This window comes from Streptococcus ruminicola (assembly GCF_011387195.1).
Classification (GTDB): domain Bacteria; phylum Bacillota; class Bacilli; order Lactobacillales; family Streptococcaceae; genus Streptococcus; species Streptococcus ruminicola.
This window is the reverse complement of record NZ_CP046919.1, coordinates 521,930-533,753: the sequence shown is the minus strand read 5'-3', so window position 1 is coordinate 533,753 and position 11,824 is coordinate 521,930. Positions and strand designations below refer to the sequence as shown.

General features: G+C 37.2%; 11 protein-coding genes. 9 read left to right on the top strand and 2 right to left on the bottom strand.

The annotated features are described in order from the left end of the window. Positions 1–44 precede the first annotated feature (44 nt). The 5 genes from recG (at position 45) to GPZ88_RS02770 (ending at position 4,304) form a co-directional block, all read left to right on the top strand. Positions 45–2,060: an ATP-dependent DNA helicase RecG gene (gene recG, locus GPZ88_RS02790; protein WP_166043318.1), complete on the top strand. Its 2,016-nt coding sequence runs from the start codon at positions 45–47 to the stop codon at positions 2,058–2,060. 501 nt (positions 2,061–2,561) lie between these two features. Continuing rightward, positions 2,562–3,029: a hypothetical protein gene (locus GPZ88_RS02785; RefSeq protein WP_074564359.1), complete on the top strand. Its 468-nt coding sequence runs from the start codon at positions 2,562–2,564 to the stop codon at positions 3,027–3,029. A 56-nt stretch (positions 3,030–3,085) separates the two neighbouring features. Beyond that, a complete protein-coding gene (locus GPZ88_RS02780) occupies positions 3,086–3,553 on the top strand; it encodes a hypothetical protein (RefSeq protein WP_166043317.1) in 468 nt (155 codons plus the stop codon). A 27-nt stretch (positions 3,554–3,580) separates the two neighbouring features. After that, entirely contained in the window at positions 3,581–4,084 is a 504-nt protein-coding gene (locus tag GPZ88_RS02775; protein WP_074482518.1) for a DUF2975 domain-containing protein, read from the top strand. Between the two features lie 10 nt (positions 4,085–4,094). After that, a complete protein-coding gene (locus GPZ88_RS02770; RefSeq protein ID WP_014335241.1) occupies positions 4,095–4,304 on the top strand; it encodes a helix-turn-helix domain-containing protein in 210 nt (69 codons plus the stop codon). Between the two features lie 48 nt (positions 4,305–4,352). Here the strand turns inward: GPZ88_RS02770 and GPZ88_RS02765 are convergent, their stop codons facing one another. Then, positions 4,353–5,315, bottom strand: coding sequence for an asparaginase (locus GPZ88_RS02765; protein WP_006532010.1), 963 nt, complete (start codon positions 5,313–5,315; stop codon positions 4,353–4,355). Between the two features lie 70 nt (positions 5,316–5,385). Between GPZ88_RS02765 and GPZ88_RS02760 the strand changes: the two genes are divergently transcribed. Continuing rightward, entirely contained in the window at positions 5,386–6,789 is a 1,404-nt protein-coding gene (locus tag GPZ88_RS02760) for a Cof-type HAD-IIB family hydrolase (protein WP_074868443.1), read from the top strand. A gap of 77 nt (positions 6,790–6,866) precedes the next feature. Here GPZ88_RS02760 and GPZ88_RS02755 read toward each other — a convergent pair whose 3' ends face one another. Then, positions 6,867–7,319 carry a universal stress protein gene (locus GPZ88_RS02755; protein ID WP_166043316.1) on the bottom strand — a complete coding sequence of 151 codons (453 nt, stop codon included), beginning with the start codon at positions 7,317–7,319 and terminating at the stop codon, positions 6,867–6,869. Between the two features lie 319 nt (positions 7,320–7,638). Between GPZ88_RS02755 and GPZ88_RS02750 the strand changes: the two genes are divergently transcribed. The 3 genes from GPZ88_RS02750 to codY all read left to right on the top strand — a co-directional run bounded on the left by GPZ88_RS02750 (position 7,639) and on the right by codY (position 11,648). Beyond that, positions 7,639–9,405 (top strand): glycerophosphoryl diester phosphodiesterase membrane domain-containing protein, encoded by a 1,767-nt coding sequence (locus GPZ88_RS02750; RefSeq protein ID WP_166043315.1) that lies wholly within the window; start codon positions 7,639–7,641, stop codon positions 9,403–9,405. A gap of 36 nt (positions 9,406–9,441) precedes the next feature. After that, positions 9,442–10,656 (top strand): pyridoxal phosphate-dependent aminotransferase, encoded by a 1,215-nt coding sequence (locus GPZ88_RS02745; protein WP_039696347.1) that lies wholly within the window; start codon positions 9,442–9,444, stop codon positions 10,654–10,656. 206 nt (positions 10,657–10,862) lie between these two features. Next, positions 10,863–11,648, top strand: a complete 786-nt coding sequence (gene codY, locus GPZ88_RS02740; protein WP_006532961.1) for a GTP-sensing pleiotropic transcriptional regulator CodY — start codon at positions 10,863–10,865, stop codon at positions 11,646–11,648. Positions 11,649–11,824 lie beyond the last annotated feature (176 nt).

Genomic DNA, 11,824 nt, shown 5'->3' with positions numbered 1-11,824 from the left:
TTTAGAATCTATTTTTTGTTATAATAGTAGCAAAGTGAGGTCTTATGAATTTACAATCATCAATTGAGGAATTAAAAGGCTTAGGTCCTAAGTCGGCAGAAAAATTCCATAAATTAGACATTTATACGATTGAGGATTTGCTGCTTTATTATCCTTTTCGTTATGAAGATTTTAAGAGCAAGAGTGTTTTAGATTTAGTTGACGGGGAAAAAGCTGTTATTGTCGGAACAGTGGTAACGCCAGCAAATGTCCAGTATTATGGCTATAAGCGTAATCGCCTGTCTTTTAAAATCAAACAAGGTGAAGCCGTTATCGCGGTGTCTTTTTTCAATCAGCCTTATTTGGCGGATAAAGTGGAACTTGGCAGTGATGTAGCCATTTTCGGAAAATGGGACGCTCTAAAATCAGCAGTGACTGGTATGAAAATTTTAGCGCAGGTTGAAGATGATATGCAGCCTGTTTACCGTGTGGCGCAGGGTATTTCGCAAAATGCTTTGATTAAAGCTATAAAAGCCGCTTTTGCTCTAGGTGCACAAAATTGGTTGCCTGAGAATCTACCTCAAGTTTTCTTGGATAAATACCGTCTATTAGGTCGAGCAAGAGCAACAGAAGCCATGCATTTTCCAAAGGATTTAGCAGAATACAAACAAGCCCTTCGTCGTATAAAGTTTGAAGAACTTTTTTATTTTCAAATGAATCTGCAAGCTTTGAAGGCAGATAATAAATCAGAAGCCAATGGTCTTATGATTGCTTACGATGAGCAAAAAGTGACTGATAAAATAGCGAGTCTCCCTTTTGATTTGACGGGTGGGCAAAAGCACAGCCTTAGTGATATTTTGTCTGATATGCGCTCTGGTGGGCATATGAACCGTCTTTTGCAAGGGGATGTTGGTTCTGGTAAGACAGTGGTTGCAAGTCTTGCTATGTATGCGGCTTATACGGCAGGCTATCAGTCAGCCTTGATGGTGCCAACAGAAATCTTGGCTGAACAACATTTTGAGAGTTTAACGCAGCTGTTTCCTGATTTATCCATTGCTATTTTGACATCAGGTATGAAGGCAGCTAATAAAAAAGCCGCTCTTGCTGCGATTGCGGATGGTTCTGTGGACATGATTGTGGGAACGCATGCGCTGATTCAAGATGCGGTGAGCTACCATCGTCTTGGACTTGTTATTACAGATGAGCAGCACCGTTTTGGGGTTAATCAACGTCGTATTTTCCGCGAAAAAGGCGAAAATCCTGATGTGCTCATGATGACAGCGACGCCTATTCCACGTACGCTTGCCATTACTGCTTTTGGTGAAATGGATGTTTCCATTATTGATGAATTGCCTGCAGGGCGAAAACCAATTATTACACGCTGGGTCAAGCATGAGCAGTTGGATGTTGTCCTTGACTGGGTCAAAAAGGAATTGCAAAAAGGTGCGCAAGCCTATGTTATTTCACCTTTGATTGAGGAATCTGAATCTCTTGATCTGAAAAATGCCATTGCTTTGCATGAAGATTTGTCTGAGTATTTTGCGGATTGTGCCAATGTTGCCTTGATGCACGGACGCATGAAAAATGAAGAAAAAGAAGCTATCATGCAAGACTTTAAAGCTCAAAAAAGTCAAATTCTGGTTTCAACGACAGTGATTGAAGTTGGGGTCAATGTGCCAAATGCAACTATTATGATTATCATGGATGCTGATCGTTTTGGACTTAGTCAGCTGCATCAGCTGCGCGGACGTGTTGGGCGTGGTGACAAGCAATCTTATGCGATTTTGGTTGCTAATCCAAAGACTGAGACAGGAAAAAAACGCATGAAAATCATGACGGAAACCACAGATGGTTTTGTACTGGCTGAAGCTGACCTTAAAATGCGTGGCTCTGGTGAAATTTTCGGAACACGACAATCTGGAATTCCAGAATTTCAAGTAGCAGATATTGTGGAAGACTATAATATTTTAGAAGAAGCTAGGCGAGTTGCCAGCCAGATCGTTTCAAATCCAAATTGGCGCCAAGAACCACAATGGCAAATCATCACTCAAAATCTCAAAAACAAAGGTAACTTTGATTAAGGTTTATGAAAGATTTCTACAAGGAAAGCTTAAGCTTTCCTTTTTATAATGGCTTTACCAAATGAAAGATGAGGTAAGCTTATGATAATAAACGTAACTTATAAGATGACATTTGCTAAAAAAATTGACGAGAAACCAGCTTACGGAAAGTAGGCTAAAAAAAGAGGACTCTTTTTTGATAAATGCTATGGCAGTAAAATCCTCAAAAGACATAAGACCATAGTGATAATTGGCTCAGTCGAATGTGACTGGGCTTTTTTTAGTGGCATTTGTTAGGAAAAGCCCTTGATTTTGGATAAAATCGTTAAAAATTACGCAAAAAAATAAAAAATATCGATTTTCGATAAAAAAGTGTTGCAAAACGAAAAACTTGTGGTATACTAAATATATCGAAAAACGATAAAAGATTTTCGAAAAAGAATAATTTAATATCGCAAAACGGATTTAACAATTGAGCTCAACCACAAATCCAATAGGAAAACATTTTTTAGGAGATTTATCATGAACACAAAAACTATCGAAAACATCGTCAAAACAGTCGCTAAAGTTGCTATCAATCTTACAAATGTCGTTTTAGTCTTAACAATCCTTGCGGATTTGGTTTCACATGTTTATGGCTACGATACTAAAGCCGTTGGACAATACGGTGTGATTGAATGGGCAATCGGAAAAGATACCAACACTTGGCTAGTAACAGCACTGACAATCTTGACAAACAGTGCCATGATTTACGGATTGACAAAACTCAAACACTTCATTGCAAACTTCACTGTAAAAGAAGTACTAGCTGACAAAACATACCGCTTCTTAAAACAAGCTAGTCTCTACACATTCTTTGTATCATTTCTTCAAAACTTTTTATCAACATCAATGCACCAAGCTCAACTTGTTTTTGATTTTTCAATTTGCGCTTATTTCTGCCTTGCTTTTCTACTTGTTAAATACCTACGTGGACGTCACGTGGCCTAACCCAAGAATCATCGTCATTTTACCAATTATCAATTAACTTTAAGAGGAGATTTATCATGAACACAAAAACTATCGAAACTGCTGCTAAAACTATTGCTAAAATTGCTATCAATATCACTATTGTAAGTCTTATTTTAATCATTCTTGCTGACTTTGCTTCACATTTTTACGGTTACGATAAAATGGCTCTAGGTCAATACGGTATGATTGAGTGGGCAATTAGTAAGAGCCAACATACTTGGGGCATTACATTTTTGACTTGTCTGGTAAATGGTGCCATTATTTACGGACTTACTAAATTAAAAGCCTTCCTTTCTGATTTGACAGTTGCTGATATTCTTTCAGATCGTACTTATAGCTTTTTGAAAAAAGCAACTCTTTACACATTTGTGGTATCAGTTTTCCAAAACATCTTGACAAATGCTTCTAATACAAGTAATATGACAGTTGACTTTTCAGTTTGCGGCTTTTTGGTCCTTGCTGTTGTGATTAGTAAATGGCTTCGCACTCGTCGCTTAGCTTAACGGGAAAATAATTTTAAGGAGACAATCATGAAGAAAACAAACTATAAAGCGTTGAAAGTTGCCAATGTTGTGATTAATATTGCAATCGTCTTAATCGTTTTATCTACAGTAGTTGCTATTTCTCTTTCGTTGACACAACCTCATTTGAACTTGATGAATCAAGCTGGAAATGGTTTTTCATTTGATGTTAATATTCCAGAAAAGCTTTTGCATTCGCCATCATTTCTTAGTTTGTTTGCTGTAAATTCATGCCTTTGGATTGCGCTCCTTGTTTTTGTGAAATTATTTTTCAAAAATATCATCGATAATAATATTTTTACACCAGAAAATGTAAAACTAGCTCGTTATGTTGAGTACAATTTTATTGCCCTTGCATTTTTAGATAGTTGGTTCCAAAGTTTGTGTTCTGGTTCAGGAGTTTTGACTTTTGTTAACTGGGCTTATCTGGTAGCTGCATTTGTCGTTTGGGTATTTTCAATGATTTTAAAAGAAGCTAATATCATTGCTGAAGAAAATGAATTTACAATTTAGAGGTAGTCATATGATTCAAATTAATCTTGATGTTGAATTAGCAAAACGAAAAATGAAATCAGGTGAATTAGCTGAACGTATCGGTATTACAAATGCCAATCTGTCAATTCTTAAAACAGGGAAGGCAAAAGCAGTTCGTTTAACGACACTAGATGCGATTTGTCGTGAGTTAGGCTGTCAACCTGGTGATATTTTAGAATACATTCCTGATGAAGAATAATAAAAAAGCTGAAGCAAATGCTTCAGCTTTTTAGCGTTAATCAGGTGATTAACCTTCGATGTATTCTTTTAATTCTTGTCCTTTTAGACCTGCATTTAAAGCGATGAGAAGTTTTAAGCGGGCTTTTTGGGCATTGAGCTCTTTGACGAACATAACCCCAGCGTTAGCGAGTTGAACACCGCCTCCTTCGTAGGCATAAACAGGTTCAGCAATACCGTTAAAGCAACGTGAGACAAGGACAACAGGAACTCCTTGCTTGATGAGGTCATAGATTTCTTCAGCAGCGCGTGGTGGCATGTTTCCAGCACCAAGTGCTTCGATGACCACACCTTGAACGTTACTTGGATTAAGGAAGCTAATGATACCATCGCCACCCATACCAGCATAGGCTCTGATAATTGGAACAGTACCTGAAATATCTTGTAAGTCAAAACGAACACGTGGCTCAGCTGTTCGGAAGAAGAGGATATCGTGTTTCATGATGATGCCTAAGGGTCCATGGATTGGTGTTTTAAAGGTTGAAACGTTAGTAGTATGAGTTTTTGTCACGTATTTTGCGGCGTGAATTTCATCGTTCATGACCACTAAAACGCCTTTACCAACTGCTTTTTCGTGACTCGCAACACGAAGGGCGCTGAGGTAATTGTAAACACCGTCACTCCCTAGTTCATTTGATGAGCGCATGGCACCAGTGAGCACGATTGGGATGTTAGGAACTTCCATGGTATCAAGGAAATAAGCTGTTTCTTCAAGAGTATCTGTTCCGTGAGTGATAACCACACCATCAAAGTTGTCAGCTTCCTCTTTAATTTTTTGATAGAGTTTTAACATGTGTTTTGGTGTGATGTGAGGACTTGGAACATTAAAAAAATCAAGTGCTGTCACTTGGATATTATCGAGATTAACACCGACATGATTCATCGGATTATCATTTTCTGGGCGGACATGGCCAGCTTCGTCAGCCTGCATTGAAATGGTTCCACCCGTGTGCAAGACAAGGATTTTTTTCATGACAATAAAACTTCCTTTTAAAAATGTGATATAATCTATTTTAACATAAAGAGGGAGGGCGAGAAACGGTTTGGCAATAAAAGCAGTATTTTTTGATATTGATGGGACACTTTTGAATGATCGTAAGAATGTGCAACAATCGACCTTGAAAGCTATTAATAGCTTGAAAAAACAAGGAATTTTTGTGGGAGTGGCAACAGGACGTGGTCCAGGTTTTGTGCAACCATATCTAGAAAATCTTGGTTTGGATTTTGCGATTTCTTATAATGGTCAGTACATTTTTACACGAGATCAGGTGCTTTATCATAATCAAATGGCTGTGTCGACAATTTATCGTCTGATTCGTTATGCCAACGATCATCGCCGTGAAATCTCTCTGGGAACAGCTTCAGGTTTGGTTGGTTCTCGCATTATCAATATGGGGACAAGTCGTTTTGGTCAAGTTGTCAGCACACTTGTTCCCAAACGTTGGGCAAAAGGAGTAGAACGTAGTTTTAAACATTTTATCCGACGTTTTAAACCTCAAAATTTAAATGGCTTGCTAGCGATTATGCGTCAGCCAATTTATCAGGTGGTATTTGTGGCAACTGAAGGTGAAACAGCCAATATTCAAAATGCTTTTCCTTATATTAAAGTCACACGTAGTAGCCCTTATTCAGCTGACTTGATTTCAAAAGGACAATCCAAAGTCAAAGGAATTGAGCGAGTCGGTGAGATGTTTGGCTTTAGCCTAGATGAGGTCATGGCCTTTGGTGATTCTGATAATGATATTGAAATGTTATCTGGTGTCGGCACTGGCGTTGCCATGGGAAATGCTATCGAGTCTGTCAAGTCCGTAGCAACTTATACAACAGATACTAACAACAATGATGGTATTTCAAAAGCCTTAGCTCACTACGGTTTGATTCATGTTGAAGTTGGTGAACGCTTTGATAGTCAAGATGATAACTTCAATAAAGTCAAAGATTTCCACCATCAAATGGACGGTGAAACTTGTGAGACTCCTAGACTATATGGGGTTGAGGAAGCTGACCATCGCTCTGATTTCAAAGTTGAAGAGATTGTCGAGTTCTTATATGCGACAAGTAAGGGAAATCCAGAAGCTTTCGAGCAGTCAGTAGCTAACTTGCATGAAGCTGTTGATAAAGCTGTGACTAAGATTAAAAGTAAAGAACACCCAGAAACACCGCTTGTCGGTCAGGTGGATGCTCTGACAGATTTATTATACCTGACTTATGGTTCCTTTGTTTTAATGGGAGTTGACCCAAAACCTTTCTTTGATATTGTTCATGAATCAAATATGGGAAAAATCTTCCCTGATGGTCAGGCACACTTTGACCCGACTACTCACAAGATTTTAAAACCAGATGATTGGGAAGAAAAATTTGCACCAGAACCAGCAATTAAACGTGAGCTGGACCGACAAATTCAAAAATCATTAAATCGTAAAAAAAGAAACCAAGCTAGTCATTAGACTAACTTGGCTTTTTTCGTAATTATAGAATAGTTGATTAAAAATTATTATTAAAGAGAATTGATATTACTCAAGACTTAGAATGTCTTTTCGCTATCACGAACAACTAGCAAATCGACTTTTGCATGGCGCATAATGTATTCTGATGAAGAACCGATAAGAAGTCGTTCAAATGTGTTAAGACCAGTAGCCCCAACCATAATCAAATCAGCTTTTTCTTTATCAGGAATATCACGAGCTAGGAGTGTTTTTGGATTACCAAATTCAATAACTTGTTTGATTTTAGTTAATCCTTTATCGCGAGCTTGTTTTTCGTAGTCATCCAATACTTCTTTAGCTTCTTGTTCGAGTTTTTCATAGACATAAGTATCGAAAGTAGCTACGCTTTGCAAAGCGCGTGTATCAATGACATGTGTAAGTAGTAACTCTGCGTTATTGCGAAGTGCAACGTTTACCCCTTTTTCAAAAGCCAATTCTGATTCGTAAGAACCATCAATAGCAATTAGGATTTTTTCATAATGATGTGACATAAGCTGCCTCCTTAATTATGCTAGCAAGAGCGTAAAAGTGAGCGAAAACGTAGACTGGTAAGAAATCTTGGTTTTTATCGAGAACTAAGGTTAGTTATCCGTCAGCTGTTAGTAAGTTAACAGCCTTGCGCATTCCAAACTTCCTGCCCATATCAATAATTTTAATAAGCTAGTCGGGATAAGATAATCAAACGTTAACCGCTTACAATTATCATAAGAAATATCCCTAAAATTATTATACTCTATTTGGTTGAAAAATGAAAGCGTTTAAGGAATTTTTCTGAATATTTTTGTTATAATGGTAAAAGTGAGGAAAAGTATGATTAAAGATATAAAATCGGTTTTAAAAGATTTGAATCAACACAAGTATATTTATGTCTTAAGAACAAGTATTCTCCAGTTTTTAATGACGACAATTGGTGCTTATGGATTGTCCCTTATTTTAAGAGTTATCTTGATTAGTTCAAATATTCCAGGAATGACAACGGATAATATCGTAAGCTTTTTAACGAATCCTCTAACTCTAGCTGTCCTTTTTGTGTATTTTTTGTTGCTCGCATTCTTGGTTTATCTAGAATTCTCTTTATTAGTAGAAATCATTGAGTGTAAGGAAGCTAAATTAGGAGTGGGATTTTCTTATTTTAAGGAAAGAAGCTATCATTTTTTAAAATCTATTTCAGGTTGGCATTTTTTAGCTTTTCTCTTCTATTTGATATTAACAATTCCTTTTGTAGAATTTTTGGTGTCATCAGCTTTGTTAGAAAATCTTTATATTCCTAATTTTATTTCTGGAGAGCTGGTGAAGTCCACAAATGGAAAAATAATTTATTTTGGATTATATGCTATCTTTGCTTACCTCAATCTTCGTTTTATCTACGCCCTTCCTTTGGCGGTGACTAAGAAAGACAATCGCTTTGCGGTTGCATTGAAAGAATCTTGGTGGTTGACTAGGGGAACGAAAATCTTTCGAGTGTTGGGCTTTGCTTCTGTTATTTTAATTATCGTGGCTATTATCAGCCTTTTAAGTGCTGTGGGAATTGGCTTAGCAGCTTTGGTTGATGTCAGTGAGAAGACTTTTTGGGTTGAGACGCTATTTTTATCATTTGTTTGGGGTGTTCTTTTTGCAGGACGTTTGGTCTTCAAGTTAGCTTTCCTTTCCTATTTATTAAAAGGTTTTGACGACGAAGCTCCTCAAAAGCTGCCGATAAAAGAAAATAAAAAGCAACATCGCATGTTAGCTTTGACTGGACTTTTACTAGTTATTGGTGGTATTAATTTTACATACAACGCTTTGAAAGCTTCTGGAGGACCTTCAAAAAACTTATCAGTTATCGGACACAGAGGCATGGTTTCTCAAGGTGTTGAAAACTCTTTAGAGTCTTTAGAAGCAGCTGCCAAGGCAGGGGCGACTTATTCAGAATTAGATATTATCTTATCAAAAGATGGCCATTTTATTGTCAGTCATGATGATAATCTTAAACGTCTGACAGGGAAAAATATTACGATTTCTCAATCTCAAGCTGAAGATATCCTTGGTTTGAAGATAAAACAAAATGGTCATGAGTCACACTTGGTTTCTTTTGAAGACTATGTGGCTAAGGCGAAACAACTAGGTATTAAGTTGTTGGTGGAGTTAAAACCAACTGGAAATGAACCTGACAATTATGAGCAACTCTTTGTGGATAAAATGAAGGAGTTGCATGTTGCCTCTTCTTATCTGGTTATGTCATCTGACTTGAAAACCATTGAGAAGGTCAAAAGGCTTGATTCTGCTATTCAGTCTGGTCACACCATTTCCTTCCAACTGGGTGATTTTACAAGTCAAAAAGTGGATTTTTATGCAATTGAAGACTTCTCTTACAATGAACTTCTAGCGCGTAAAGCTCACCAAAATGGTAAGAAAATCTACGTCTGGACAATCAATTCTAGAGACGATATTGAAAGGTACTTAGAAACGAGTACAGACGGCGTTATTACAGACTATACAGCTAGCGTTCGGAAAATTGAAAAAGAGCTGGCAGCTGATGACAGTTATCTTGATTATTTTTTACGATTAACGAACCTTTCTTGGATTGAAAAATTATAAAGGAAAGTTTATAATGTTTGAAACGAGGTAAAATCTATGAAAATATTTGATAAATCTTCAAAGCTAGAACATGTTGCATACGATATTCGTGGGCCAATTCTTGATGAAGCCAATCGTATGATTGCTAACGGTGAGAAAATTCTTCGCCTTAATACCGGAAACCCAGCTGCCTTTGGTTTTCAAGCGCCAGATGAGGTTATCCGTGACTTGATTGCTCACGCTCGTAATAGTGAAGGGTATTCTGATAGTAAAGGGATTTTTTCTGCTCGTAAAGCTATCATGCAATACTGTCAGTTAAAAGGATTTCCACATGTGGATATCGATGATATTTATCTAGGAAATGGTGTTTCTGAGTTGATTTCAATGTCACTTCAAGCCCTTCTTGATGATGGTGATGAAGTCTTGGTTCCTATGCCAGATTACCCATTGTGGACTGCTTGTGTTAGCCTAGCTGGAGGAAATGCGGTGCATTATCTCTGTGATGAACAAGCTAATTGGTATCCTGATATTGATGACATCAAATCCAAAATCACATCAAATACCAAAGCCATTGTCATCATTAATCCAAATAACCCAACAGGTGCTTTGTATCCAGATGACCTTTTGAAAGAAATCGTGGAAATTGCTCGTCAAAATGACTTGATTATTTTTGCAGATGAAATCTATGACCGTTTGGTTATGGATGGCAAAAAACACACTGCCATTGCTAGCTTAGCACCAGATGTTTTCTGTGTGTCAATGAATGGTTTATCAAAATCACACCGAATTTGTGGTTTTCGTGTTGGGTGGATGGTCCTATCAGGTCCAAAACAAAACGTTAAAGGCTATATTGAAGGACTTAACATGTTAGCCAATATGCGTCTTTGCGCAAACGTCTTAGGGCAAAATGTTGTTCAGACTTCTCTAGGTGGTTATCAATCAGTCGATGAACTTTTGATTCCTGGTGGTCGTATTTATGAACAACGTAACTTCATTTATAAAGCAGTAAATGAAGTCCCTGGTTTGTCTGCAGTGAAACCAGAAGCAGGACTTTACATTTTCCCTAAAATCGACCGTGACATGTATCAAATTGATGACGATGAACAGTTCTGTTTAGAACTGCTAAAACAAGAAAAAGTCATGTTGGTTCCAGGTAAAGGTTTCAACTGGAATGAACCTGACCACTTCCGAATTGTCTATTTGCCACGTGTTGAAGAATTAGCTGAGGTTCAAGAGAAGCTAACACGCGTTCTTAGTCAGTACAAACGTTAAGGATTAATTCATTAGAATGATATCGCTTTTTTAGCTTGATAAGGCTTTAAAAGCGAACATTCTAATGAATTTTTTTAATTAAATTCAGGTTAAAAAGTATCCGCTTACAAAAATGTCAGAAGATACGGAAATTTTCTGATAATTGTTTGCAAAATAAGGGTTCCTTTGATATAATTGTAACGCAAATAACGCAAAGGAAGTAGAAAATGCCGAATTTATTAGAAAAAACACGTAAGATTACATCAATTTTGCAACGCTCTGTTGACAGCCTAGATACTGAATTGCCATATAACACAATGGCCGCTCAACTTGCTGACATTATTGATTGTAACTCTTGCATTATCAATGGGGGAGGAACCCTTCTTGGTTATGCAATGAAATACAAAACTAATACTGACCGTGTTGAGGAATTCTTTCAAGCAAAACAATTCCCAGAAAGTTATGTAAAAGCAGCTAGTCGTGTTTACGATACTGAAGCTAACTTGTCTGTAGATAATGATTTGACAATTTTCCCAGTTGAATCAAAAGATATCTATCCTGATGGATTGACAACAATCGCCCCAATTTATGGTGGTGGTATGCGCCTTGGTTCTCTTATCATCTGGCGTAACGATGAAGAATTCTCAGAAGACGATTTGATCCTTGTTGAAATCGCCTCTACAGTAGTTGGTATTCAATTGCTTAATCTTCAAACTGAAAATCTTGAAGAAACAATCCGTAAACAAACAGCCGTTAACATGGCTATCAACACACTTTCATATTCTGAAATGAAAGCTGTATCTGCTATTTTGGGTGAATTGGACGGAACTGAAGGTCGCTTGACTGCATCAGTTATCGCTGACCGTATCGGTATCACACGTTCAGTTATCGTTAATGCCCTTCGTAAATTGGAATCAGCAGGTATCATCGAAAGCCGTTCATTGGGTATGAAAGGTACATACCTTAAAGTTATCAATGAAGGTATCTTCGACAAACTTAAAGAATACAATTAATTATTATCCTAAGCACTAGTGCTAGGGGATAACTACTGAGATTATGGTACAGTAGAAGAAATCAGTTTACGCTTAGGTCATGATATGGTTTTAAGTGTAAAGATTGTTAAGAAAAAGAAGCAGGTTGACCTAGCTTCTTTTTTTGTTTTTAAAAAAGTGTGAAAAATTCTCTGGAA